At 71.4% G+C, this 25665-nt stretch carries 24 protein-coding genes; 13 read left to right on the top strand and 11 right to left on the bottom strand.

Annotation, left to right across the window (positions count from 1 at the left end; all coding sequences use genetic code 11):
• Positions 1-77: 77 nt before the first annotated feature.
• The 5 genes from EG812_RS06905 to EG812_RS06925 all read right to left on the bottom strand — a co-directional run bounded on the left by EG812_RS06905 (position 78) and on the right by EG812_RS06925 (position 5799).
• Entirely contained in the window at positions 78-1718 is a 1641-nt protein-coding gene (locus tag EG812_RS06905; protein WP_013735703.1) for a trypsin-like peptidase domain-containing protein, read from the bottom strand.
• Between the two features lie 62 nt (positions 1719-1780).
• On the bottom strand, positions 1781-3334 hold the full coding sequence (locus EG812_RS06910; protein WP_126711156.1) for a HAMP domain-containing sensor histidine kinase: 1554 nt from the start codon (positions 3332-3334) through the stop codon (positions 1781-1783).
• Positions 3331-4032 carry a response regulator transcription factor gene (locus EG812_RS06915; protein WP_043725686.1) on the bottom strand — a complete coding sequence of 234 codons (702 nt, stop codon included), beginning with the start codon at positions 4030-4032 and terminating at the stop codon, positions 3331-3333. Before EG812_RS06915 ends, EG812_RS06910 begins: the two co-directional genes overlap by 4 nt.
• Positions 4033-4099: 67 nt before the next feature.
• Positions 4100-5038: a lysophospholipid acyltransferase family protein gene (locus EG812_RS06920; protein ID WP_126711157.1), complete on the bottom strand. Its 939-nt coding sequence runs from the start codon at positions 5036-5038 to the stop codon at positions 4100-4102.
• Positions 5035-5799 (bottom strand): GNAT family N-acetyltransferase, encoded by a 765-nt coding sequence (locus EG812_RS06925; protein WP_126711158.1) that lies wholly within the window; start codon positions 5797-5799, stop codon positions 5035-5037. The genes EG812_RS06920 and EG812_RS06925 overlap by 4 nt, the downstream gene beginning before the upstream one ends.
• Positions 5800-5965: 166 nt before the next feature.
• Between EG812_RS06925 and EG812_RS06930 the strand changes: the two genes are divergently transcribed.
• The 7 genes from EG812_RS06930 to EG812_RS06960 all read left to right on the top strand — a co-directional run bounded on the left by EG812_RS06930 (position 5966) and on the right by EG812_RS06960 (position 16101).
• Entirely contained in the window at positions 5966-6616 is a 651-nt protein-coding gene (locus tag EG812_RS06930; RefSeq protein ID WP_013735708.1) for a hotdog fold domain-containing protein, read from the top strand.
• 143 nt (positions 6617-6759) lie between these two features.
• Positions 6760-7695 (top strand): ABC transporter ATP-binding protein, encoded by a 936-nt coding sequence (locus tag EG812_RS06935; protein WP_013735709.1) that lies wholly within the window; start codon positions 6760-6762, stop codon positions 7693-7695.
• On the top strand, positions 7692-8507 hold the full coding sequence (locus EG812_RS06940) for an ABC transporter permease (RefSeq protein WP_013735710.1): 816 nt from the start codon (positions 7692-7694) through the stop codon (positions 8505-8507). The genes EG812_RS06935 and EG812_RS06940 overlap by 4 nt, the downstream gene beginning before the upstream one ends.
• Before the next feature lie 281 nt (positions 8508-8788).
• Positions 8789-12559, top strand: a complete 3771-nt coding sequence (locus tag EG812_RS06945; protein ID WP_126711159.1) for a multifunctional oxoglutarate decarboxylase/oxoglutarate dehydrogenase thiamine pyrophosphate-binding subunit/dihydrolipoyllysine-residue succinyltransferase subunit — start codon at positions 8789-8791, stop codon at positions 12557-12559.
• 92 nt (positions 12560-12651) lie between these two features.
• Positions 12652-12831 (top strand): DUF6104 family protein, encoded by a 180-nt coding sequence (locus tag EG812_RS06950; protein WP_013735712.1) that lies wholly within the window; start codon positions 12652-12654, stop codon positions 12829-12831.
• Positions 12832-12898: 67 nt separating this feature from the next.
• Positions 12899-14989 carry a phosphate acetyltransferase gene (gene pta, locus EG812_RS06955; RefSeq protein ID WP_126711160.1) on the top strand — a complete coding sequence of 697 codons (2091 nt, stop codon included), beginning with the start codon at positions 12899-12901 and terminating at the stop codon, positions 14987-14989.
• Complete coding sequence (locus tag EG812_RS06960; protein ID WP_126711161.1) at positions 14986-16101, top strand: acetate/propionate family kinase; 1116 nt, start codon at positions 14986-14988, stop codon at positions 16099-16101. Before pta ends, EG812_RS06960 begins: the two co-directional genes overlap by 4 nt.
• A 36-nt stretch (positions 16102-16137) precedes the next feature.
• Here EG812_RS06960 and EG812_RS29250 read toward each other — a convergent pair whose 3' ends face one another.
• A complete protein-coding gene (locus EG812_RS29250) occupies positions 16138-16308 on the bottom strand; it encodes a hypothetical protein (protein ID WP_199743827.1) in 171 nt (56 codons plus the stop codon).
• A gap of 124 nt (positions 16309-16432) precedes the next feature.
• Between EG812_RS29250 and EG812_RS06965 the strand changes: the two genes are divergently transcribed.
• Both EG812_RS06965 and EG812_RS06970 read left to right on the top strand, forming a co-directional pair.
• Positions 16433-17329 carry an alpha/beta hydrolase family protein gene (locus EG812_RS06965; RefSeq protein ID WP_126711439.1) on the top strand — a complete coding sequence of 299 codons (897 nt, stop codon included), beginning with the start codon at positions 16433-16435 and terminating at the stop codon, positions 17327-17329.
• A 422-nt stretch (positions 17330-17751) separates the two neighbouring features.
• On the top strand, positions 17752-18750 hold the full coding sequence (locus EG812_RS06970) for an alpha/beta hydrolase family protein (protein ID WP_126711162.1): 999 nt from the start codon (positions 17752-17754) through the stop codon (positions 18748-18750).
• 81 nt (positions 18751-18831) lie between these two features.
• Here EG812_RS06970 and EG812_RS06975 read toward each other — a convergent pair whose 3' ends face one another.
• The 3 genes from EG812_RS06975 to EG812_RS06985 form a co-directional block, all read right to left on the bottom strand.
• Positions 18832-19794: a zinc-binding dehydrogenase gene (locus tag EG812_RS06975; RefSeq protein WP_086011304.1), complete on the bottom strand. Its 963-nt coding sequence runs from the start codon at positions 19792-19794 to the stop codon at positions 18832-18834.
• Positions 19795-19870: 76 nt separating this feature from the next.
• Positions 19871-21049 carry an NAD(P)-dependent malic enzyme gene (locus EG812_RS06980; protein WP_126711163.1) on the bottom strand — a complete coding sequence of 393 codons (1179 nt, stop codon included), beginning with the start codon at positions 21047-21049 and terminating at the stop codon, positions 19871-19873.
• Positions 21050-21187: 138 nt separating this feature from the next.
• Positions 21188-21535, bottom strand: coding sequence for a S26 family signal peptidase (locus EG812_RS06985; RefSeq protein ID WP_013735720.1), 348 nt, complete (start codon positions 21533-21535; stop codon positions 21188-21190).
• 69 nt (positions 21536-21604) lie between these two features.
• On the opposite strand from EG812_RS06985, the gene sodN reads away from it, so the two are divergent.
• Together sodN and EG812_RS06995 are read left to right on the top strand one after the other, a co-directional pair.
• A complete protein-coding gene (gene sodN / locus EG812_RS06990; RefSeq protein WP_013735721.1) occupies positions 21605-22009 on the top strand; it encodes a superoxide dismutase, Ni in 405 nt (134 codons plus the stop codon).
• A 296-nt stretch (positions 22010-22305) separates the two neighbouring features.
• Positions 22306-22713, top strand: a complete 408-nt coding sequence (locus EG812_RS06995; RefSeq protein WP_013735722.1) for an ATP-binding protein — start codon at positions 22306-22308, stop codon at positions 22711-22713.
• Positions 22714-22721: 8 nt separating this feature from the next.
• On the opposite strand, the gene EG812_RS07000 is transcribed toward EG812_RS06995, so the two are convergent.
• Positions 22722-23111 carry a hypothetical protein gene (locus EG812_RS07000; RefSeq protein WP_126711164.1) on the bottom strand — a complete coding sequence of 130 codons (390 nt, stop codon included), beginning with the start codon at positions 23109-23111 and terminating at the stop codon, positions 22722-22724.
• Positions 23112-23154: 43 nt separating this feature from the next.
• Here EG812_RS07000 and EG812_RS07005 point away from each other — a divergent pair, with 43 nt between their 5' ends.
• Complete coding sequence (locus tag EG812_RS07005; RefSeq protein ID WP_013735724.1) at positions 23155-24099, top strand: diacylglycerol/lipid kinase family protein; 945 nt, start codon at positions 23155-23157, stop codon at positions 24097-24099.
• Positions 24100-24544: 445 nt separating this feature from the next.
• Positions 24545-24802 carry a WhiB family transcriptional regulator gene (locus EG812_RS07010; RefSeq protein WP_007072794.1) on the top strand — a complete coding sequence of 86 codons (258 nt, stop codon included), beginning with the start codon at positions 24545-24547 and terminating at the stop codon, positions 24800-24802.
• Positions 24803-24909: 107 nt separating this feature from the next.
• On the opposite strand, the gene EG812_RS07015 is transcribed toward EG812_RS07010, so the two are convergent.
• The gene (locus tag EG812_RS07015; RefSeq protein ID WP_126711441.1) at positions 24910-25659 is read right to left on the bottom strand and encodes a sirohydrochlorin chelatase; all 750 of its coding nucleotides are present in this window, start codon (positions 25657-25659) and stop codon (positions 24910-24912) included.
• Between the last annotated feature and the right edge of the window lie 6 nt (positions 25660-25665).

The following is a 25665-nucleotide window of genomic DNA, read 5'->3' on the forward strand; positions in this document are numbered from 1 at the left end:
AAAGGAAGGGCGGCGGGTGCCGCGACCAACCCCCTTGGCCGCGCCACCCGCCGCCCGGTAGGGAGGCAGGTCTGTGACTATGACGCTTCGGCGAGCGTCACGGTTGCCGTCGCCTCGGCACCATTCCGTTGGAAGGTCACCTCGACCTGGTCACCGACCTTGCCGGCCTGTACGGCACCGACGAGGTCGTTCGAGTCATTGATCACCTTGTCGCCGAACCGGGTGATCACGTCACCGCGTTCCAGCCCGGCCCGCTCGGCCGCGCTGCCCGGCGTGACGGCGTTGATCAGCGCCCCGCCGTCGCTGGTGCCGGTCACGCTCACCCCGAGCGACGGGTGACTGATCTTCTCACGCCGCTGAAGCTTGTCTGCAATGTCCTTCGCCTTGTTGCTCGGGATGGCGAAGCCGACGCCGATGTTGCCGGTGTTGCCCTGCCCGGCGGTGGCGATCGCGGTGTTGATGCCGATCACCTCGCCGCGGGTGTTGACCAGGGCGCCGCCCGAGTTGCCGGGGTTGATCGGCGCGTCGGTCTGGAGCAGCCCGGAGATCGAGCTGACCGCCTGACCGGGCAGCCGGTCACCGCTGCCGGCCTGGATGGTGCGGTCCCGGGCGCTGAGGATGCCGGCGGTCACCGAGCCCTGGAGGCCGAGCGGGCTGCCCAGGGCGAGCACCTGGTCGCCGACCTGCATCGCGTCGCTGTCGCCGAAGGTGGCGGCCTTGAGGTCGCTCACCCCGTTGGCCTTCAACACCGCGAGGTCGGTACGCGGGTCGGTGCCGATGACGTCCGCCTGGGCGTTGGTGCCGTTGGCGAAGATCACCCGTACGGTGTCACCGCCCTCGGCGATCACGTGGTTGTTGGTCAGCACGTACCCGTCGGCGGTGAGCACCACGCCGGAGCCCTCGCCGCTGCCGGTGGTGATCGACACCACGCTGTCCTGCACCGCCGCGGCGATGCGCGGCAGATCAGCACCGTCGATCACGGGAGCGGCGGAGAAGGTGCGGGTGACCGTGCCGCCATCGCTCAGTGCCAGGGCGAGCGTGCCGCCGGCGATACCGCTGCCGAGCATCAGCGCGAACACCGCGACGCCGGCACCGACGAACTTGGCGATCCGGCCCGGCCGGGGCCCGGCGACGGACTGCTGCGGTGCCGCCCACGGCGGCAGCTGGCCGGGGTAACCGGCCGTCTGCGCGCCCGGCTGTCCGGGGTAACCGGCCGACGGCTGGCCGGGGTAGCCGGGGTGCCCACCCGGCGAGGGCTGCTGCGACCCGGCCCAGCCGGACTGGCCCGGGTACCAGGGCGCAGCGGGATAACGCGACCCGGGCTGGTACGGCTGCGAGCCGGCCGGACCCCAGGGATGCTGGCCGGCGACCGGCTGTCCCTGCGGCGCGGGCTGACCGGGAGCCTGCGGTGCAGGCTGATCGGGGGCCTGTGCGGGCTGACCCGGAGCCGGGCTGGACGGGCCGGTCTGCGGCGGTGGGGGCATGCCGGCGACGGGCAGGCCCACCATGGTCGGCTCGGCGTCCTGGTTGCCGGCGGGAGACGTCTCGACGGCATGGACCGGGATGGTCGGGGACTCGGCGGTGGGATCGGCGCTGCTGCCGACCACCGGCTCGGTCGGGGAGTCGGACCGCGCGTATTCGGCGCGGGGCAGCTCGGGATGCGACGGCTCGGCGTCGGTGGGGGCCGGCCGGCGCGGGTCGGACTCGTACTCGGTCATGTCCCCACCTTCTCCCATCGCTCTGCGTTCCGCCTTAGCCTGGCCTGAGCGTTCGCTGAAAGTCACTCGGGCTCGCCGTCGATGTCCGGGGCGAGCGGCAGTCGGACCCGGAAGGTAGCACCTCCGCCCGGTGTGTCGGTCACCTCCACGGTGCCCTGGTGCACGGTCACCAGCGCGGCGACGATGGCCAGGCCGAGCCCGGTGCCGGTGATTCCGCCCACCCGTCGGGTCCGCGAGGCGTCCGCCCGGTAGAAGCGCTCGAAGACCCGCTCCGCCTGATCCGGGGTGAGTCCCGGGCCGGTGTCGGCCACTTCGATCACCGCCAAGTTGCCCGGTTCGGAGCGCAGTCGCAGCGTCACGGACGCCTCCGGCGGCGTGTGCCGCAGCGCGTTGGTCATCAGGTTGCCGATCACCTGCCGCAGCCGCGCGTCGTCGCCGCGGACCACCAACGGCCCCGAACCGGGCGCGATGTCCAGCTCGATCCGCCGATCCGGCGCCATCGCCCGGGCCGCGGCCACCGAATCGGCGGCCAGCACCGGCAGCTCGACCGGGGCGAGGGAGAGCGGACGCTCACGGTCCAGCCGGGCCAGCAGCAGCAGGTCCTCGACCAGCAGGCCCATCCGGGCGGCCTCGTCCTCGATGCGACGCAACAGGTCAGCGGTCTGCTCGGGGGCGCGGCCGGCACCCTGCCGGTACAGCTCGGCGAAGCCGCGGATGGTGGTCAGCGGCGTACGCAACTCGTGTGAGGCGTCCGCGACGAACTGCCGCATCCGTTCCTCGGATCGGCGGGCCCGGGCCTCGGAGGCGCGGGCCGCCTCGGCGGCGTCCCGGGCCGCGGCCTCGGCCGAGCGGGCGGCGCTCTCCGAGGCGGCACGGGCGGTGAAGGCCATCTCGATCTGGCTGAGCATCGCGTTCAACGCCCGGGAGAGCCGACCCAGTTCCGAGGTGGGGCAGGGTTGCCCGTGCTCCGGGTCGGGGACCCGGCGGCTGAGGTCACCACCGGCGATGGCGGCGGCGGTGCGTTCGATCTCCACAAGGGGTTTCAGGCTGGTCCGGACGATCGCCGCGCCGATGGAGGCCAACAGGATCAACACCGCCCCACCGACAAGTACGTCTATCCAGACCAGCCGGGTGACCGCCCGATCGACGTCGATGAGGTGCTGGGCGACCGCGACCCGCTGTCCGTTGGGCAGTTGGGTGTAGAGAACCCGCCAGCGCACCTCGCTGCCCTGGGCCCGGGCGGTGCGCGGCTCGCCGGCCAGGTGATCGAATCCGGCCGCGTCGTGGGGGAAGCGGGGCAGGTCGGCGGTGGTGAAGCGCCGTTTGTCGAAGAAGACCCAGTCGGCGGCGCCGGTACGCGGGTCGGTGGTGGCCAGCAGGTAGTCGGTGGGGATCTGCGCCTCGGGCTGCTCCAGGGCCGCCACCTGCTCGATGTTGCGGGTGGCGGTGGCCAGCTCCGAATCCACCTCGCCGACCAGGTAGCTGCGCAGGAAGAACGTGGTCAGCGAGCTGATCACCAGCAGCGCGGCGGCGACCAGGGCGAGGACGGCCGCGACCAGCTTGACCCGCAGCGGTACCGCGCGCAGCCGGCTCTTGCCCTGCTGGAGCGCGTTCACGCCGCCGGCTTGCGGAGCACGTAACCGACCCCACGCAGGGTGTGGATCAGCCGGGGCTCGACGTTGTCGACCTTGCGCCGCAGGTACGAGATGTACGACTCGACGATGTTGTCGTCACCCCGGAAGTCGTAGTTCCACACGTGGTCGAGGATCTGTGCCTTGGACAGCACCCGGTTGGCGTTGAGCATCAGGTAGCGCAGCAGCTTGAACTCGGTCGGCGAGAGCTGGACCCGCTGGCCGGCCCGGTAGACCTCGTGGGTCTCCTCGTCCAGTTCGAGGTCGGCGAAGGTGAGCCGGGCCGGTGCCTGCTCACCGGTGCTGGTGCGGCGCAGCACCGCGCGGATCCGGGCGGTCAGCTCCTCCAGGCTGAACGGCTTGGTGACGTAGTCGTCGCCGCCCAGGGTCAGGCCACGGATCTTGTCGTCGGTGGCGTCGCGGGCGGTGAGGAAGACCACCGGCGTACGGGTGCCGCCCTCGCGCATCATCCGGATCACTTCGAAGCCGTCGAGATCGGGCAGCATCACGTCGAGCACCACCAGGTCGGGCCGGTGGTCACGGGCCGCGTTGAGCGCCGCGCTGCCGCTGGTGGCGGTGGCCACGTCGAAACCCGCGAAGCGCAGGCTCGCGGAGAGCAGTTCGAGGATGTTGGGGTCGTCCTCGACGACGAGCAGTCGCGCCTCGGTCTGGGTAGCCGCCATGCCGCCCATCATCCGCGTCATCGCTGCGCCTGCGCTGGGCGGTACCTGAAAAAAGCCTGTGCACTGCTCAGGCTGCCAGGGACAACCCTCGACCGGACGGATCGGCCGGCAACCGGGCCGGTGTCGGACGGTGTGCCGCCGGCACCGGGTCGACCGTGCGGGGCGGCGCTCCCGCCGCGGCCGGCACCAGGTGGACAGCGGATTCGGCGACCCGGGCCAGGGCTCGGCGGTCGGTGTCGCGGCCCGGGTGCAGCGCTGCGCCGATCTCGACGGTGACCTGCAGGTGCCGGGCGGCCAGCAGCCGGCGTACCGAGCGCAGCAGGGTCTCGTCGCCGATGAAGGCCCCGACACTCGTCGAGGTGCCCGTCATGGCGTCGCAGTAGCCGATGCGTACCGGCACCACGGGGGCCGCGGCGTCGATCGCGGCCTGGAACATCGCCGGCCGGAAGCCGGTGACCGGCCGGCACCCGGTCTGCCGGCCGCACCAGGTGGTGCCCTCCGGGAACACCGCGACGGTCCGTCCGGCGCGCAGCGCGGCCGCGACCCGGGCCACGGCCGCCGGCAGGTTGCGGGGGCGGGACCGGTCCACGAAGAGGGTGCCCGCGGCGCGGACCAGCAGGCCGATCAGCGGCCAGCGGCCCACCTCCCGCTTGGCCACCAGTCGGGCCGGCGCGACCGCGAGGATCGCCAGGACGTCCCACCACGAGACGTGGTTGGCCACCACCAGCGCCCGACGCCGGGGCAGCCTGCCCCGAACAGTCAGCCGTACGCCGCAGGCCCGCGCCGTCGCCCGCGCCCAGCCACGGGTCGCGGCGTGCCGCTCCCGGGCGGGCAGCACCGGCAGCACCGCCGCCAGCCCGATGCCGAGCCCGAGCATCCCGAGCAGGGCCACGGCCCGCCCCAGTTGCCGGGCCGGCGGCACGGTCGGTGCGTGTCCGGGTAGCGGCAGGCAGTCCGGACCACAGCCGGAGACCGGCCGCCACAGCGGGTGCGCCGCCGTGCTCACGGCTGTTCGCCGAGGAAGTGCCGCAGGTAGCGGGGGTTCATCCGGTCCATGGACAGCAGTACGTAGAAGTCGGCGGCCCCGAAGTCCGGGTCGTACGCCGGCTCGCCGCAGATCCAGGCGCCGAGCCGCAGGTACCCGCGCAGCAGTGGGGGGACCAGCCGGGCCGTTGCGGCCACCGGCTCCTGCGGTACGCCCGGTTCGGCGAACCAGGGTCGCAGCGGGCGCACCCGCAGCGGCGGCGGTGCCAGGTGCCGGGCCCGGGCCTGGGCCCACACCTCGGCGGCGGCGAGGCCACCGTCGGCCACCGGCGTCGAGGCGCAGCCGCCGAGCCACCGCAGGTTGCGCAGGTGCAGGTAGCGGGTGATGCCGGCCCACATCAGGTTGATCACCGCTCCGTTGCGGTGGTCCGGGTGTACGCAGGAGCGCCCCGCCTCCACCAGATGGGCGCGCAACGGGTCGAGTGCGGTCAGGTCGAACTCACCCTCGGCGTAGCGGCGAACGGTCCGGCCCGGCGGCAGCAGCCGGTACGTCCCGACCACCTCCCCGGTGTTCTCCTGCCGTACGAGCAGGTGGTCGCAGTAGGGGTCGAAGGCGTCCCGGTCCAGACCGGTCGGGTCCGTGATTCCGGTGGCACCCAGTTCAGCGGCGAACACCTGGTGACGCAGGCGTTGCGCGGCCTCGACCTGGTCGTGGTCGTCGGCGAGGGAAAGGGCGTAGCCGCTGGTGGTCAGAGTCACCTGCGCGGCGGGTAGCGCGGCCATGCCCACTGTGTAGCGCCCGGCGGGTTGCCGGCCCTGGTGGATGGCGGTGTCGATCCGGTGAACGCCGGTCGGCGATCGGGCGCTGGCCCACCTCCGCCGCCCCGGCGCGGGTCGTGCGAGGCTGCCCGGGTGGCCGACGACCGGCCGGTACGGCGGGAGGAATCCGATGATCATCGAGGCGCGGTTCAACGGACCGCCCGGCACGGGCAACGGCGGCTGGAGTGCGGGCGTCTTCGCCACCGCGTACGGCGGGCAGCGCCCGGTCGAGGTGACGTTGCGCCGACCGCCGCCGCTGGACACCCCGCTGACGTTGACCGATGACCAGGTGCACGACCCGGATGGGGAGGTGATCGCCCAACTCCGTCCGGCGGAGGAGCTCGACGACGTCGTGCCGCCGGTCGATCCGGCGACCGCGCGGGCCGCCTCGGCGGCGTACCCCGGCCTGACCGACCACCCGTTTCCCGGCTGCTACGTCTGCGGGCCGCAGCGCCTCGACGGGCTTCGGATCTTCCCCGGGCGGCTGCCCGACGGCCGGACCGCGGCACCGTTCCAGGCACCCGCGCAGGTGAGCGTCGCCACGGTCTGGGCCGCCCTGGACTGCCCCGGCGGCTGGGCGGTGATCGAGGCCGGTCGACCGTACGTGCTGGGCCGGATCGCGGCCCACGTCGAGGCGCTGCCCCGGCCCGGCGACGAGTGTGTGGTGACCGGCGCGGTGGTGGAAGCCATGGGGCGTAAGGCGTTGGTGCGCACCAGCCTGTACGGGCCGGACGGCGCCCTGCTCGGTCACGCCCGCGCCACCTGGATCGGCCGCCAGTAAAGACTGTCGATCCCGTCGTCCCTGGGGATGAGGCGACTCCTGCCTGGGGCGGATGGCGATCTCCGGAGTGCGCCCGATTGATTTGGTTGACCGCTACCGTCACGCTGTGCAACGGCGCATCTCGGCGCCACGGGAGGAGAATGATGTCCGACGGGCAGTCACGCCCCACCAATGACGCGCAGATCGTGGTTTCCGGCCTGACCAAGCAGTACCGCAACGTGCTGGCGGTCAACAACCTGTCGTTCACGGTCGCGCCGGGCCGGGTCACCGGCTTCCTCGGGCCGAACGGCGCGGGTAAGACCACTACGCTGCGCATGCTGCTGAACCTGGTCACCCCGTCCGCCGGTACCGCGACCATCGGCGGACGCCGGTACCCGGAGTTGACCGAGCCGCTGCGGCACGTCGGTGCGGTGCTGGAGGCGTCCAGCGCGCACAAGGGCCGTACCGGGATCAACCACCTGCGGGTGATCTGCGCCGCGGCCGGGCTGCCCCGGCAGCGGGCCGACGAGGCGCTCGCGCTGGTCGGCCTGACCCCGGCGGCGAAGCGCAAGTTCAAGGGCTACTCACTCGGCATGAAGCAGCGTCTCGGCATCGCCGCGGCGATGCTCGGTGACCCGCGGGTGCTGATCCTCGACGAGCCGGCCAACGGTCTGGACCCGGAGGGCATCCGGTGGATGCGCGGGTTCCTCAAGGCGTTGGCCGCCGAGGGTCGTACGGTGCTGGTCTCCAGCCACCTGCTGTCGGAGATGCAGTTGCTCGCCGACGACGTGGTGATCATCGCGGCGGGTCAGCTGGTCCGGCAGGGTCCGGTCGAGCAGGTGATCGGTTCGATGGCGCAGAGCATCCGGGTCCGGGTGCGTACCCCGCAGGCGGAGGCGCTGACCACGGCGCTGGCCGACGGGCCGGCCACGGTGCAGACCGACGAGCACGGCGTGCTGCTGATCGGCGGGGTGGACGCCCCGACGGTGGGCCGGGTGGCGTTGACCGCCGGTGTCGAGCTGCACGAGCTGACCACCGAACGACCCGACCTGGAACGCGTGTTCCTGGAGCTGACGGCTGGAAAGGCGGGCATTCGATGAGCAACCTGGTCCGCTCCGAACTGCTCAAGATCCGCACGACCAGCACCTGGTGGTGGCTGGCCATCGGGGCGCTCCTGTCGATCGCGATGGCCTTCCCGCTCAACGCCTGGCTGTTCAACACGACGGTCGACGGCGGCGGCGAGGAGCTGGGGGTCACCGGCGACGCCGCGTCCGCTCCGGCCCAGGCGGCCAACCTCTACACCTCCGGCCAGTACCTGGGCCTGTTGTTCGTGATGCTGATCGGCATCCTGATGGTCACCAACGAGTTCTTCCACCAGACCGCGACCACGACCTTCCTGGCCACCCCGCGGCGCTCCGCGGTGATCGTCAGCAAGCTGATCGCGGCGAGCCTGCTCGGTTTCGCGTTCTGGCTGGTCACCACGGTGATCGACCTCGGTGCCGGGGCCGCCTTCCTGGCCCTCAACGACCACGGCACCCTGCTCGGCGAGTGGGAGGTCCAACGGGCGCTGCTGCTCAACCTGATGGCGTACGCCATCTGGACCGTGCTCGGCGTCGGCATCGGCACCCTGATCACCAACCAGCTGGGCGCGGTGATCACCGCCTCGGTGCTCTACCTGATCGGCACCCAGGTCATCGGCGTGCTCTTCCTGCTGCTGTCGAGCTGGCTGGACAGCATGGCCGTGCTCAAGTGGCAGGTGATCTGGCCGGCTGCCGCGTCCCAGATCATGATCACGCCGGGCGAGAGCGAGATGTTCCCGCCCTGGTGGGTGGGCGCGCTCGTGCTTGTCGGTTACGCGCTGGCCAGCGGCATCGTCGGCCTGCTGCTCACCCGGCGGCGCGACATCTCCTGACGCTCACGGGTGCGACCCACCCGTCTCAGCGGTCCCACGATGGGCCCGGTGCACCGGCGAACGGTCGGACAACCGGGCCCATCAGGCCGTTACCGTCAGCAACTGGACACGCGGGGCCAACTGAACTTCTAGCATCTTCTGTGAATCGGGCCACGCGGCGGAGGCGGAAATGCCTTGGCGATCGGCACGGCGTAGCCTGGGATCCGTCCTCTGCGCCCGTCCCGGCGCTGGCGGACGACCGCGTGACACACAAACCCGCGTGAAAGAGGCGATTACCGGCCGTGTCGACCCAGCAGACTTCGCAGGAGAACCCACTGGCGGGTTTCGGCCCGAACGAGTGGGTCGTCGAGGAGATGTATCAGCGCTACCTCGCCGACCCCAGCAGCGTCGACCCGGCCTGGCACGACTTCTTCGCCGACTACCGGCCCGGGCCGGGTGCGGCCAAGGGCGACGGTGAGGGCGCCGGCCGGTCGACGAGCGCCGCCGAGCCTGCCCGCAAGGAGTCGGCCCCGGCCAAGGCCGCGACCGCCACCAGGACCGAGTCCGCCAAGGCCGAGCCGGCCGTCAAGACCGAGCCCGCCAAGACCGAGTCGCGTACCGCGCCGGCGAAGACCGCGCCGGTCAAGGCCCAGCCCCGGACCGAACCGGCGAAGGCGCCGGCCAAGGCCGCCCCGGCGAAGACCGCGCCGACCGCCACCGGTCCGCAGACCACCCCGTTGCGCGGCGTGGCCGCCAAGATCGTCCAGAACATGGACGCCTCGCTGGCCGTGCCGACCGCGACCAGCGTGCGCGCCGTCCCGGCGAAGCTGCTGGTGGACAACCGGATCGTGATCAACAACCACCTGGCCCGGGGCCGCGGTGGCAAGGTCAGCTTCACCCACCTGGTCGGGTACGCCCTGGTCCGGGCGCTGGTCGCGCACCCGGAGATGAACAACTCCTACGCCCAGGTCGACGGCAAGCCGACGATGGTCAGCCCGGAGCACGTCAACCTGGGCATCGCCATCGACCTGGCCAAGCCGGACGGCAGCCGCAACCTGGTGGTCCCCTCCATCAAGGGCTGCGAGCAGATGGACTTCCGGCAGTTCTGGCAGGCGTACGAGGACGTGGTCCGGCGCGCCCGCCGCAACGAGCTGACCATGGACGACTACTCCGGCACCACGATCTCGCTGACCAACCCGGGCGGCATCGGCACCGTGCACTCGATGCCGCGCCTGATGCAGGGCCAGAGCGCGATCATCGGGGTCGGCGCGATGGAGTACCCGGCGCCGTACCAGGGCATGAGCGAGGCCACCCTGGCCGAGCTGGCGGTCAGCAAGGTCATCACGCTGACCAGCACGTACGACCACCGGATCATCCAGGGCGCGCAGTCCGGCGAGTTCCTCAAGGTCATGCACGAGCTGCTCCTCGGCGAGCACGGCTTCTACGACCAGATCTTCACCTCGCTGCGCATCCCGTACGAGCCGGTGCGCTGGATGCGCGACGTCGCGGTCGACAGCGAAGGCCAGATCAACAAGACCGCCCGGGTGCACGAGCTGATCCACTCCTACCGGGTCCGCGGTCACCTGATGGCCGACACCGATCCGCTGGAGTTCAAGATCCGCAAGCACCCGGATCTGGACGTGCTCCAGCACGGGCTGACCCTGTGGGACCTGGACCGCACCTTCCCGGTCAACGGCTTCGCCGGCAAGCAGCGGATGAAGCTGCGCTCGATCCTGGGCGTGCTGCGGGACTCGTACTGCCGGAGGGTCGGCATCGAGTACATGCACATCCAGGACCCGGCCGAGCGTCGCTGGATCCAGGAGCGGGTCGAGCGCAAGTACGAGAAGCCGCCGGCCGACGAGCAGAAGCACGTACTCAACCGGCTCAACGCGGCCGAGGCCTTCGAGACCTTCCTGCAGACCAAGTACGTCGGCCAGAAGCGCTTCTCGCTGGAGGGCGGCGAGTCGCTGATCCCGCTGCTCGGCGAGGTCCTGGAGTCCGCCGCCGAGGGTGGCCTGGACGAGGTCGTCATCGGCATGGCCCACCGGGGCCGGCTCAACGTGCTGGCCAACATCGTCGGCAAGCCGTACGAGAAGATTTTCTCGGAGTTCGAGGGGCACCTGGACCCACGCTCCACGCAGGGCTCCGGCGATGTGAAGTACCACCTCGGCCAGAGCGGCAAGTTCACCACCCCCGACGGCGACCACTCGGTCAAGGTCTCCGTGGTGGCGAACCCGTCGCACCTGGAGGCGGTCGACCCGGTGCTGGAGGGCATAGTCCGGGCCAAGCAGGACCGCATCGACCTCAAGCTGGAGGGCTACACCGTGCTGCCGCTGGCGGTGCACGGTGACGCCGCCTTCGCCGGTCAGGGTGTGGTGGCCGAGACGCTCAACCTCTCCCAGCTGCGCGGCTACCGCACCGGCGGAACGGTCCACGTGGTGGTCAACAACCAGGTGGGCTTCACCACCGCGCCGGAGTACAGCCGCTCCAGCCTCTACAGCACCGACGTGGCCCGGATGATCCAGGCGCCGATCTTCCACGTCAACGGCGACGACCCCGAGGCCGTGGTCCGGGTCGCCCGACTGGCCTTCGAGTATCGGCAGACGTTCAACAAGGACGTCGTGATCGACATGGTCTGCTACCGGCGGCGCGGGCACAACGAGGGCGACGACCCCTCGATGTCCAACCCCCAGATGTACAAGATCATTGATTCGAAGCGCTCGGTCCGCAAGCTCTACACCGAGGAGCTGATCGGCCGCGGCGACATCACCGTGGAAGACGCGGAGGAGCTGCTGCGCGACTACCAGTCCCAGCTGGAGCGGGTCTTCAAGGCCACCCGTGACGCGGCCACCACCCCGCGCCAGCTCAGCCGGCCGCCCCGCGAGGACGAGCCGGAGCCGCAGGTCGACACGGCCACCGACGCGTCGGTGATAAAGGCCATCGGTGAGGCGCACGTCAACCTGCCCGAAGGCTTCACGCCGCACAAGCGGATCCAGCAGCTGCTCGACCGGCGGGCCAAGATGGCCGTCGAGGGCAACATCGACTGGGGTTTCGGCGAGATCATCGCCTTCGGTTCCCTGCTGCACGACGGGGTCACCGTCCGACTGGCCGGGCAGGACTCGCGTCGCGGCACCTTCGTGCAGCGGCACGCCTCCATCGTCGACGCCGAGACCGGCGACGACTACCTGCCGTTGCAGTCGCTCACCGGTGACGGCGAGCGGTCCCGGTTCTTCGTGCACGACTCGCTGCTGTCCGAGTACGCCGCGATGGGCTTCGAGTACGGCTACTCGGTGGAGAACCTCAACGCCCTGGTCTGCTGGGAGGCGCAGTTCGGCGACTTCGTCAACGGCGCCCAGTCGGTGATCGACGAGTTCATCTCCTCCGGTGAGGTGAAGTGGGGTCAACGCTCCGCGGTGACCCTGCTGCTGCCGCACGGCCACGAGGGGCAGGGTCCGGACCACACCTCCGGCCGCCCGGAGCGGTTCCTCCAGCTCTGCGCCGAGGACAACATGCGGGTGGCCATCCCGACCACCCCGGCGAACTACTTCCACCTGCTGCGCCGTCAGGCGCTGTCGCCCAAGCGCAAGCCGCTTGTGGTGTTCACGCCGAAGTCGCTGCTGCGGCACAAGCTCTGCGTCTCCTCGGTGAACGACTTCACCACCGGCACCTTCGCCCCGGTGCTGGCCGACCCGGCCGCTCCGGCGCCGGAGCAGGTCAAGCGGGTGCTGCTCTGCTCGGGCAAGGTCTACTACGACCTGTTCCAGGCCCGGCAGGAGCGCGGCGTCACCGACACCGCGATCATCAGGCTGGAGCAGCTCTACCCGATGCCGGTGGAGGAGATCCGGGCGGCTCTCGCCCAGTACCCGAACGCCGAGGACTTCGCCTGGGTGCAGGAGGAGCCGGCCAACCAGGGTGCCTGGTCGTTCGTGGCGCTCAACCTGCTGGAGCACCTCGACGGCGTACGGCTGCGCCGCATCTCCCGCCCCGCTGCCGCCGCCCCGGCTGTCGGCTCGGCGAAGATGCACGAGGTCGAGCAGGTCGCGCTCCTCGAAGCGGCACTTCCCCGACCCTGACGAGAACCATCCCGGTCCCGTCCCATCTGAAGGTGGGGCGGGACCGGCCGGCTTGCACCGGTACGACACCGGTGAGGGAAGCGAGTAGGCGGATGTACTTCACCGACCGGGGCATCGAGGAACTCGTCGAACGGCGCGGCGAGGAGCAGGTCAGCCTGGAGTGGCTCGGCGAGCGGCTGCGGGACTTCGTCGACCTGAACCCGGAGTTCGAGACGCCGATCGAGCGCTTCGCCACCTGGCTGGCTCGACTCGACGACGAAGACGACGACTGACACACCGCCGGAGGGCCCGACCGCCCGGGTACGAGGACCCGGGCGGGAGCCACCTGGATCTTGTAGCGTGAGTTCCGTGGCCCGAAGCGTGTACCTGACCAGTGTCGGCTCGGGCGGGGGGAAGTCGACCATCGCCCTGGGCCTGGCCGAACTGTTGTCCCGCCAGGTCGGCCAGATCGGCGTGTTCCGTCCCCTGGTCGCGTCGGACCGGCCGGACCCGATCCTCGCCCTGCTCAGCGAGCGGTACCGGGTCGGGCTGCCGGTGGCCGACCTCTCCGGCACCACGTACGCCGAGGCGACCGCGCTCGTCGCCGACGGCCGGCGGGAAGAACTGATCAGCCGGATCGTCGAGCGTTACCGGGACGTGGAACGACGGTTCCCGGCCATGGTCGTGGTGGGCAGCGACTTCGCCGACGCCGGGGACGGTGCCGGGCCGCGCGAGCTGGCGTTCAACGCCCGGCTGGCCACCGAGTTCGGCAGTGTCGTGGTGCCCGTGGTCGACGGGTTCGGGCAGCAGCCGGCGGCGATCACCGCGGCCAGCCGGGGGGCGTACCACGACGTGGTCGACCTCGGCGCGACAGTGCTCGCCGTGCTCGCCAACCGGGTGCCGGGCAGCATGCGACTGCCCCGGCTGCCGGTGCCCGCGTACGCGATTCCCGAGGTGCCAAGCGTTTCCGCGCCGACGGTGGCCGAGGTGGCGGCGGCGCTCGGCGCCACCCGACTGGCCGGCGACGACACCGCGCTCGCCCGCGACGTGCTCGACTACGTGGTCGGCGCGGCGCACGTGCCGACCGTGCTGGAACACCTGACCGAGGGCGCTCTGCTGATCATGCCGGGTGACCGCGACGATCTTCTGGTGGCCGCGAGCGCGGCGCACGTGGCCGGTCAGGTGTCGCTGGCCGGGCTGGTGCTCACCCTAGGCGTGGCCCCCGACCCCCGGGCGATGCAGCTGGTGGAGGCGCTCAACGCCCGCCTCGCGGTACTCTCGGTGCCCACCGACAGCTTCCACACGGTGGCCGCGTCGAGCCGCATCGAGGGCCGACCCAGCGCCGCCAACCCGCGCAAGGTGGAGGCCGCGCTCGGCGCCTTCGAGGCGCACGTGGACACCACCGAGCTGGCCAGCCGGTTGCGGGTCAGCCGTTCCACCCGGGTCACCCCGCTGATGTTCGAGTACGACCTGATCGACCGGGCGCGTAGTCGCCGCCGGCACGTGGTCCTGCCCGAGGGGACCGACGAGCGGATCCTGCGCGCCACGGAGATCCTGCTGCGGCGCGGAGTGGCCGACCTGACCCTGCTCGGCCGCCCCGACGAGGTCGCCCGTCGGGCCCGCGAGGTGGGCGTGGACATCGGCACGGCCCGGGTGGTGGATCCGGCCGACAGCCAGTGGCGCGACGAGTTCGCCGAGGCGTACGCGAAGCTGCGCGGCCATCGGGGCGTCACCGTGGAGTTGGCGTACGACATCGTGGCCCAGCCGAACTACTTCGGCACCATGATGGTGTGGGCCGGCTACGCCGACGGCATGGTCTCCGGCGCCACGCACACCACGGCGGCGACCATCCGGCCCGCGTTCGAGATCGTGAAGACCATGCCGGAGGTCTCCGTCGCCTCCAGCGTCTTCTTCATGCTGCTGGCCGACCGGGTGCTGGTCTACGGCGACTGCGCGGTCAACCGCGACCCGGACGCCGCCCAGCTCGCCGACATCGCGATCTCGTCGGCCGACACGGCGGCCCGGTTCGGCCTCGAACCCCGGGTGGCGATGCTGTCGTACTCGACAGGCAGTTCCGGCGCGGGTGCCGACGTGGAGAAGGTCGCGGAGGCCACCGCGCTGGTCCGCGAGCGCCGGCCCGACCTGGCCGTGGAGGGACCGATCCAGTACGACGCCGCGATCGACCCGGCCGTGGCGGCGACGAAGCTGCCCGAGAGCACGGTCGCCGGCCGGGCCACCGTCTTCATCTTCCCGGACCTCAACACCGGCAACAACACGTACAAGGCGGTGCAGCGCTCGGCCGGAGCGGTGGCCGTCGGGCCGGTGATGCAGGGTCTGCGCCGGCCGGTGAACGATCTCTCCCGAGGGGCTACCGTGCCGGACATCGTCAACACCGTGGCGATCACCGCCATCCAGGCCGCCACGCTTACCGACAACGGGGCGACGTCGTGAGCAAGGTGCTGGTGCTCAACTGCGGGTCGTCGTCGGTCAAATACCGGCTGTACGACGACGACCGGGTGCTCACCAAGGGCACCGTCGAACGGGTCGGCGAGCGCGACGGCGGCCCGCCCGACCACGCCGCCGCGGTCCGGCAGATCCTGGCCGGGCTGGACCTGAGCGGGCTCACTGTCGTCGGGCACCGGGTGGTGCACGGCGGCCGACGCTTCACCGCTCCGGCGCTTGTGGACGACGCGGTGCTGGCCGCCATCGCCGACCTGGTGCCGTTGGCCCCGCTGCACAACCCCGCGAACCTCGCCGGCATCGAGATGGCGCGCGCGGCACTGCCGCAGGTGCCGCAGGTCGCCGTCTTCGACACGGCGTTCCACCACACCCTGCCCGAGTCCGCCGCCACCTACGCGATCGACCGTGACACCGCGCAGCGGTACGGCGTGCGCCGGTACGGCTTCCACGGCACCTCGCACTCGTACGTCTCCCGGCGCACGGCGGAACTGCTGAACCGCCCGTACGCCGAGGTCAACACGATCAGCCTGCACCTGGGCAACGGGGCCAGCGCGTGCGCGATCGCCGGTGGCCGCAGCGTCGCCACCTCGATGGGCATGTCCCCGCTGGAGGGCCTGGTGATGGGCACCCGCAGCGGCGATCTGGATCCGACAATCGTGTTCCACCTGCGCCGGGAGGGTGGCCTGGGGGTCGACGAGATCGACGACCTGCTCAACCACCGCAGCGGCCTGCTCGGGCTGACCGGCGTCAACGACATGCGCGAGGTGCTGGCCCGGCGGGCGGACGGAGACGAGGCGGCAACGCTCGCCTTCGACGTCTACTGCCGCCGGATCACCGAATACGTCGGGGCGTACTACGCGCTGCTCGGACGGGTGGACGCGGTCACCTTCACCGCCGGCGTCGGTGAACACGCCGCCCCGGTACGGGCCGCCGCACTGACCGGCCTCACCCGGCTGGGCATCACCGTCGACGCGGACCGCAACACCGGCAGCGGCGACCGCCTCATCTCGCCGGACGGCGCCGAGGTCGCCGTCTGCGTGATCGGCACCGACGAGGAGCGGGAAATCGCCCGAGCGGCCCGCGCAGTCGTCAACGCCACCTGACCGGCCCGAGGATCAGCGGGGCGCGACGGTCCGAGGTCAGCTGAGGGCGATCCAGCCGGCGACGGCGATCAGCAGCACCGCGAGCACGGCCACTCCGATGATCAGGCCGGTGCGGGAGGACGACTCGGCCGGTGTGTCGGCGGTGTCGGCGGCAAAGGCGCGAAATGCCTGGGTGTTGCCGCTGGGGTCGGTGTAGTTCTCAGCCATGCCGGAACCTTAGCGAAGCCGGACCGGTCGGACGGCCCTGGCTGGTCGGCCGAACGGCTCGCGTACGGCACCGGGCAACCGGACCCGGACGGGTGATCGCTGGCTCTACCGTGATGTCGTGGGCATGATCAGACGGCGGTTCGCCGCGTCGGCGGTAACGTTGCTGCTGGCGTGGCTGACAGGTTGCGCCCCGCCCGGTGACCCGCCCGGCCAGCCGGCACCGAGCGGTGCCGCCCCACAGGTGCCGTACGCGGTCGGCGTTCGGACGTTCGTCGTCGACCCCGGCTCGGCCCGACCGCTGCCGGTGACCCTCTGGTACCCGACCCAGGGCACCCGGATCGCCGACGGACGGTTCCCCGTGGTGCTCTACAGCCACGGCCTGGCCAGCCTGCCCGAACTGCACGCCGGCCTGACCGCCCGATGGGCCGCCGCCGGTTTCGTGGTGGCCGCCCCGGCGTACCCGCACACCCGGCGTGGTGCCGCCACGTTCTCCCGCGCCGACGTACGCCACCAGCCCGCCGACGGTTGGCGGGTGATCCGGCACCTGGTCCGGCTCGACCGCCGGGCCGCCGATCCGCTCGCCGGCCACCTCGACGTGCAGCGGATCGCTGCGGCCGGTCATTCGGCGGGTGGCTTCACCACCTCGGGCATGTTCACCAGCGGCCGCCCCGCCCGGCTGCGCGCCGGCATCGTGATCGCCGGCGGCGGAATGGCGGGCGGTTTCGCGGAGCCACCCGCGCCGATGCTCTTCGTGCACGGCACCGCCGACCCGGTGGTACCCCTCAGCGTCGGCCATGCCGCCTACCGCCGTACGACCGGACCGTCCACCTTCCTCAGCCTGCTCGGCCAAGGACACGGCGAGTACCTCATCCCCGGCCGCCCCGGCTTCACCCAGGTCCTCGGCGCCACCACCGACTTCCTCCGCTGGACCCTCTACGGCGACCAACAGGCCGCCCGCCGCCTCCCCACCCACGCCCATCCCCCCAACATCACCACCCTAGAAACCCGCCACCCCTCCTAACCCCCCCACCCCGCCCGCCCTGCCCGCCCCTCCCCGCCCCTCCCCTCCCGCCCTGCCCGGCCCCGCGTCGATCTTGCACTTTCCGTCGCCACATAAGCCCTAAAGAGGGCATATCAGCGACCGAGAATGCAAGATCGACGCGCACCGCAGCGCGGGCGCAGCACAGGGCAAGCGCAGCACAGGGCGAGGGGTGCATTACGGCGTCCGTCCACCGCCGAGGCGCGGCGATCTTGCACTTTGTGTCGCCGCATAACGCTCGAAAGGCGCGTATCAGCGACCGAAAGTGCAAGATCGCCGACACGAGGCGGGTCGCGCCACGAGGAGCGGGGTGCGCGGGGTGCGAGGCGGGGGCGGGTGGGTGGGGAGGGGTCGGGAGGGAGGGCATGGGGTGGGGAGGGCATGGGGAGGGCAGAATCGGGGGCATGGGGCGTCGTGGGGTTTCGGTTCTGCTTGTGGGTGCACTGGTTGCGGCTGGGGTGGTGGGGTGCTCCGCTGATCCCGAGTCGGCCCCGCTGGCAGGCACGACAGCCACGAGTGCCACGGACACGCCGACGGCCACGGCAGCGCCCTCGGCCAGCGCGTCGGCTCCGGCGATTCCGGCCGGTAACGCGCCGGCTGACAGCTTCGCGGTCGGCGTACGACAGCTCAAGCGCAACCGGGACGGCGACCGGCCGCTTCCGATCACGGTCTGGTATCCGGCGGCGGGCCGGGCGGGTGGGAAGCCGACGGAGTCGGCTCGGGCGGCTGACGGGCGGTTCCCGGTGGTCATGTTCAGCCATGGGCTGGGCGGTCAGCCCAAGGACTACCAGGCGCTGCTGACTCGCTGGGCGGCGGCCGGTTTCGTGGTGGCCGCGCCGATGTTCCCGCACACTTCCGGGTCGGGCCAGCCCAACGTGCTCGACGTGCTCAACCAGCCGGCCGACGTGTCGTACGCGCTGAGCCAGGTGCTCGCCCTGGACGCCCGCGACGGCGACGTGCTGCGCGGCCGGCTGGCCACCGACCGGGTCGCTGCCGCCGGGCATTCGGCGGGCGGAGTGACCACGATCGGGCTGTTCACCACCGGGCGGGACGAGCGGCTGACCGCCGGGATCGTCTTCGCCGGCACCGCGCTGGGGGTGGGGACCGCCTTCGCGGGTGCGGCGGCACCGCAACTGTTCGTGCACGGTGAGGCCGACGAGGTGGTGGAGTACGCGGCGGGCAAGGCGGTGTACGACAAGGTGCCCTGGCCGAAGGCGATGCTGAGCCTGCCCAACGGTGACCACGGTCGTGCCCTGCTGGGCAACAGCACCTCGCTACGGGTCGTCGCCGACACCACCACCGAGTTCCTGCGCTGGACGCTCTACGGCGACGCCGACGCGAAGGAGCGCATCGCCAGCGCCGCAGCCCGCGACGACGTCGCCACCCTCGACAACCACCTGTGACCGGAGAACGGATCCCCGCCTGACCACCGAACACCGCCCAGCAGCACACCACCACACCGGCACGCACCAGCACGGCCTGAGTCACGCGCCGTGGTCGATGACGATCTTGCCGAAGACCTCTCCGGAGTGCAGGCGGGTGAAGGCGTCGGCGACCCGGCTGAACGGCACCACGCTGTCCACCACCGGTCGCACGTTCCGCTCGGCGCAGAAGGCGAGCAGGTCGGCCAGGTCGGCGGGGGTGCCCATCGAGGTGCCCAGGATCTCCAGCTGCATGGCGAAGACCCGGCGCAGGTTGACCTTCGGCTCGTGGCCGGCGGTCGCGCCGCAGACGACGATCCGTGCCCCGGGGGCGGCGGACTTGAGGGAGTGGTCGAAGGTGGCCGCTCCGACGGTTTCGACCACCACGTCGACCCGTTCGGGCAGTCGCGCACCCGGCTCGAAGGCCGTCGCACCCAGCTCGGCGATCCGCTCCCGCTTGGCGGCGTCGCGGCTGGTCGCGTACACCCGTTTGCCCATCGCGGCGGCGAGCGCGACCGCTGCGGTGGCCACACCGCCCCCGGCGCCCTGGACCAGCACGGCCTCGGCCTCATCGACGCGGCCCTTGGTGGTGAGCATCCGCCACGCGGTCAGCCAGGCCGTCGGCAGGCACGCCGCGTCGGTCGCCGCCAGCCCCGCCGGCAGCGGCAGCAGATTCGACCGGGGTACGGCCACCCGCTCGGCGAGGGTCCCCGGGAAGTGCTCGGAGAGGATGGACATGCCGCGCGGGTCACCGGGTGTCGGCACGATCGGGTACACGACCATCTCGTTGCCGTCGGGGTCGATGCCCACCGCGTCGCAGCCGAGGATCATCGGTAGCTGTTCGGCGCGCAACCCGACGCCGCGCAACGACCACAGGTCGTGGTGGTTGAGCGAGCTGGCCGTGACACGCAGCGTCACCCAGCTGTCGTCAGGCAGGCTCGGCTCGGGCTGCTCACCGACGGTGAGCGCGGCGAGCGGGTCGGCGTCGTCGAATCGGGAGGCGAAGGCGGCACGCATGATCCGCACGGTAACAAGCTGAGCGCCCGTTAAGAAGGGGCCCTTCCTATGCACGAGGCGTTAAGAAGGGCACCTTCCTTACGCCTCAGGCGCGGGCGACGCCGTCGCGGCGGGCGGCCTCGGCGACCGCCTCGGCGACGGCGGGGGCGACGCGCGGGTCCAGCGGAGAGGGCACGATCGCCTCCGGGGTCAGCGCCTCGGCCACCACCGAGGCGATGGCGTCGGCCGCGGCGACCTTCATCGCGTCGGTGATCCGGGTGGCCCGTGCCGACAGCGCGCCCCGGAACACACCCGGGAAGGCCAGCACGTTGTTGATCTGGTTCGGGAAGTCGCTGCGGCCGGTGGCGACCACCGCGACGTGCCGCGCGGCCACCTCGGGGTGCACCTCCGGGGTGGGGTTGGCCAGCGCGAAGACGATCCCCCCGGGGGCCATCCCGGCCACCGCGTGCTCGGGGATCTGCCCGCCGGAGACGCCGATCAGCACGTCGGCGTCGCGCAGCGCCTGGGCGATGTCGCCCTGCCGCCCGTCGGCGTTTGTCAGCTCGGCCAGCTCCGCCTTGGTGCCGGTCAGTCCGGTGCGGTACGCGGAGATGATCCCCTTGGAGTCGCAGACCACCACCTGGTCGGGGTCCACTCCCCCGGCCACCAGCATCTTGGTCACCGCCACCCCGGCCGCGCCGGCCCCACTGACCGCCACCCGCAGGTCGCCGAGCTTGCGGTCGAGCAGGGTGGCCGCGTTGCGCAGGGCGGCCAGCACGACGATCGCCGTACCGTGCTGGTCGTCGTGGAAGACCGGGATGTCCAGCGCCTCGTCGAGTCGGCGTTCCACCTCGAAGCAGCGGGGTGCGCTGATGTCCTCCAGGTTGATCCCACCGAACGAGGGCGCGAGCGCCTTGACCACCGCCACGATCTCGTCGACGTCCTGCGTGTCCAGGCAGACCGGTACCGCGTCGACCCCGCCGAACTGCTTGAACAGCACGGCCTTGCCCTCCATCACCGGCAGCGCGGCGCGCGGGCCGATGTCGCCGAGGCCGAGTACGGCCGTGCCGTCGGTGACGACCGCGACGGTGTTCGACGCCCAGGTGTAGTCGTGGGCGAGCGCCGGTTCCGCGGCGATGGCCTCGCAGACCCGGGCCACCCCCGGGGTGTACGCGAGGGAGAGGTCGTCACGGCTGGTCAGCGGGACGGTCGAGACGACGGCCATCTTGCCGCCCCGGTGCAGTTGGAAGACGGGATCAGCAGGGTCCACGGTGGACGTAGGCATGGTGACTCCAGGTTCTGTCGAGCAGAGGCCAGCCGGTCGGGGCGCACGGTGAGGCGACGAGCGGCGGCGCGTGGTGCGGGGGGTCACCCGGGCGCTTCCGAGCATAGTGGGGTCGAGCGGCCCAGTATGTGGGCAGGGTCATAACGGTCGAGGCGGTACCCGCCCGGGGCGGGGCCAGTACCGGGCCACCACCCGGCCGAGCACGTCGGCGACCCCGTACGCCCGGGAGTCGTCGGTGACCAGGTCGTTGTCGCCGTACAGCCACCACCCGCCGTCGGTCGGACGGACCGCGCGCTTGACCACCAGCAGGTCAGGGCGGCTACGGAAGACGGCGATCACCACGTCGCCGGGCCGGATCTCCCGACCACCGCGGCGGACCAGCACCGCGTCGCCGTGCCGCAGCGTCGGCGACATGGAGGGACCGGTCACGAGTACGGGCGACAGTGGCCATCGCAACCGCAGCACGGACACCGGTTTCGCCTCCACCGCTCTCGGGGACCTCGTCCAGGAGTAATGTCGTCTTGGATCATCGCAAACGTCCTATGGAGGATCCTGATGCGACTTGCCCGCATCCTCGCGCCTCGCTTGACCGCCAGCGCGCACTGCGACCTGCCCTGCGGTGTCTATGACCCCGCCCAGGCTCGGATCGAGGCCGAGTCGGTGAAAATGATCTGCGAGAAGTACCAGGCCAACACCGACCCGGAGTTCCGGACCCGCGCCATCCTGATCAAGGAGCAGCGGGCTGACTTGGTCAAGCACCACCTCTGGGTGCTGTGGACCGACTACTTCAAGCCGCCGCACTTCGAGAAGTACCCCCACCTGCACCAGCTGTTCAACGAGGCCACCAAGCTGGCCGGGGCCGCCGGTGCCAAGGGTGCCACCGACCCGGCCAAGGCCGACGAACTGCTCCAGAAGATCGACGAGATCTCCAAGATCTTCTGGGAGACCAAGCAGGCCTGAGTGCCCGCCCTCGACGGCCGGTCCACCCCTTCCGGGGCGGGCCGGCCGTCGTCGTCCCGGCGCAGCGCGCACCCCGCCACATCGCCCGGATTCCGTCGTTCCGGCACTGGACGTACGCCGTCGTGGAACTCGAATTCCGTCTTCCGGCACCGGGCGTACGCCGCCGTTGACGGCGCGTGCAGCCGCCGCGACCAGGTGCGTGACCGCTGATTCCGGTGCCCGCCGGTCGGCGACACGATGCGAGTCGACCGGATGACCGACTCAGCGGGTAGAGTCCCCGACCGGGGGGATGAGTGGTGACTCAACTGACCGGCCAACCGACGACCGACGACGACATCGTGCACCTCACCGTGCCCGCCGACGGTGGGTACCTCGGCGTGCTCCGTACCGCCACCGCCGGCCTCGCGGCCCGCCTGCAGTTCGCGCTCGACGAGATCGAGGATCTGCGCATCGCCGTCGACGAGGCGTGCGCCATGCTGCTGGCCATCGCGCCCCGGGGGGCCGAACTCGACTGCCGCTTCGCGGTCACCGAGGACGCGCTGACCGTCGAGGTGACCGTGCCCACCGTGCGGGACGCCCGGCTCCCCGCCGAGTCCTCGTTCGCGTGGAAGGTGCTCACGGCGCTCACCACGTCGGCGTCGGCGACCGCGACCGACGGCCGCGCCACCATCTCTCTGCTCACCCGCCGCGCGTCAGGCTGGTGACGGCCGGTTCACTCGAATCCGAGGGCACGGGTCGTGGGCGGGCTCACCAGCAGCCAGGTGACGCCGAGCCCGAGCGCGATCAGCGGCACCCCGAGCCAGCCCAGACCGCCTTGGATCATGAACCAGCCGATCGGCAGCAGCATGAGCTGAAGCACGATGGCGGGAGCGCGGGCACCGGCCCGGTGGCGCACCAGCGCGCTTCCCAACGCCCAGAGCGCGACCGCGGCACCGATGGCGAAGGCCGTGACCAACAACGCCGACGTCACGTCGGTGGTACTGGCCGTGAGGTCGGCCACGATCAGCCAGGCGGCGACCAGCCCGACGGCGACCGCCTCGACGCGTAGCAGCCGGACCGCCCAACGGAGCGTGACGGGGGTCGGGTTGGAGTCGATGGTCACGCGGGTCACGATACCCGTGCCGTCGCGCGGTACAGTGCGGCCCATGCGGGCCGTCCTGCTGGTCAATCCGAAGGCCACCACCACCAGCGAGCGCGCGCGGGACGTACTGGTCCGGGCGCTGCGCAGCGAAGTCGACCTCTCCGTGCGGTACACCCGCCGGCGTGGCCACGCCACCAATCTGGCCAGAGAGGCCGCGGTGGAGGGCGTCGACGTCGTGGTCACACTCGGTGGCGACGGGACGGTCAACGAGGTGGTCAACGGGCTGATGACGGCGACCAGCGTCGCCGGGCAGCCGCCCACCGCCGAGCGGTTGCCCGCCCTGGCGACGGTGCCGGGCGGCTCGACGAACGTCTTCGCCCGGGCGCTGGGCCTGCCCAAGGAGTGGGCCGAAGGCGCCAGCATGATCATGGAAGGGCTGCGGCTGGGTCGTCGCCGCACTATCGGCCTCGGCCGCGCCGACGACCGCTACTTCACGTTCTGCGCGGGGCTCGGGCTCGACGCTGCGGTCATCCACCGGGTGGAGGAGGCCCGTCGCCGGGGCCGCGTCCCCTCGCCGGGGCTCTACTTCCGCGCCTTCACCGCACAGTTCCTGCTCGGTGCCGAACGGCGACACCCGGCGATCCGGCTGGAGCAGCCGGGCGAGGCGACAGAGGGTGACCTGGCGAGCATCATCGTGCAGAACACCGCCCCCTGGACGTTCGTCGGGGATCGGGAGGCCAACCCGAACCCGGAGGCGTCGTTCGATCTCGGGCTGGACGTACTGGCCTTTCGTCAGCTTGGCGTCGCCAGTACAACACGCACCGTGAGGCAATTCCTCTCCGCCACGCCCAATCCGCACGGTCGCCAACTTGTACGGCGTCATGACGTAGCGGAGTTCACGCTGGTCGCGAGCCGTCCGCAAGCGTTCCAGCTCGACGGGGACTATCTTGGCGAGCGGGAAAAAGTCAGATTCACCTCCGTTCCGGCCGCACTCAGAGTAATCTGTTAGGTCTCCGGTACCACCGGGTGGAAGTTGGCCGCAGCGCCCCCCAGCGCGTGACGACCGCGACACCCCGAACGATGCCGGAAATGTCAGCATTGTCCGGCGGACTGTACTATATTGATTCTCGACTGTGGTAAGCCCGGGTGCCTGGAGTGATCCATAACCCGGACAAATGGGTTGTGGGCTTGCTCACCGCGCGGAGTTTTTCCGAGCGCCACCCTTGACATTGCGTAAGTTCGTGAAAGTATTCACAAGCGAACTTGAGTTACCGGGACATGTCCTGGACACGCTCAACAGGTTGAGTCGTTCCAGCAGGTCCCGGAGCTAGCAGCCTGCTCACGCATTGCCGAATTGATGGTTGCAAACCGTCACTGTCGACATTGCGGATGCATATAAGAAAAGCACCAACAGCAACATCTGCCACCCATCCAGAATGAGGAGTGTTGCCGCCATGGACTGGCGTCACCATGCTGTCTGCCGCGACGAGGACCCGGAGCTGTTCTTCCCGATCGGGACGTCCGGTCCGGCTCTCCTGCAGGTCGAGCAGGCCAAGGCCGTCTGCCGGCGCTGCTCCGTGACCGACCAGTGCCTGCAGTGGGCGCTGGAGTCCGGTCAGGACGCTGGCGTCTGGGGCGGGATGAGCGAGGAGGAGCGGCGCGCTGTCAAGCGGCGCGGTGGCCTCCGGGTGCTGCGCGCTCACTCCGCCTGACCGACTACACCCAGGACGCCCCGGCCGGCCCCAAGCCCGCCGGGGCGTCCTGCTGCTCCCCTGCTCTCCCGTACCCCCCAGGCCCCCGTTCAGCGGCGGTTCAGAGATCAGCGACTGCCGTCGACCTCATGCTCGACAAGAGCGTGGGGTGGTTGGGAGAGGCGGTGGAGGATGAGGTTCACCAGGTCCGGGGCAGTGGTCAGGGGGGCCGACACCGCGATGGCACCGGCGGCACGGGCCGCGGTCGTCACCGCATCGTGGAACAGCCCGGGGGCCAGGAAGTACGCAGCCACGGCGACGCGTTGCGCACCGGCGGCCCGTAGCCGCTGCACCGCCACGTCGACGGCCGGGGGTGCCGCAGAGGCGTACGAGACACGGGTCGGCATGTCGAGGACGGCACCGAGGGCCCGGGCCACCCGACCCACGGACGCCCGCGCCGCCGGATCCCTGGTGCCGGCCGCAGCCAGCACCAGCGCGTCGAACCGGCCGGGATCCGCCTCGGCCAGCCGGTGTCGCAGCGCGGCCAGCAGCGCCGGGTCCACCTCGTCGCCCACCGGGCCGAGCACATCGGTGATGTCCACCCGGATCGTCAGCCCGGACCGCTGAGCAGCCTCCACCGCCGTGGGGATGTCCACCCGCCGGTGGTACGCAGCGGTGAGCAGCAGCGGCACCAGGATCGCCCGGGAGTGCCCGGCGGCAGCCAGCTCACGCAGGACCGTGGTCGGATCGGGCTCGGTGTGGTCCAGCCAGCTGGCCAGCACCGGTTGCCCCGGCCGGGCGACCGAGACCGCCCGGGCCAGACCCCGGATCGCCTCGGCCGCCCGAGGATCACGACTGCCGTGAGCGACCAGGACCACCGGCTC

The organism is Verrucosispora sp. FIM060022 (assembly GCF_003977705.1).
Classification (GTDB): Bacteria; Actinomycetota; Actinomycetes; order Mycobacteriales; family Micromonosporaceae; genus Micromonospora; species Micromonospora gifhornensis.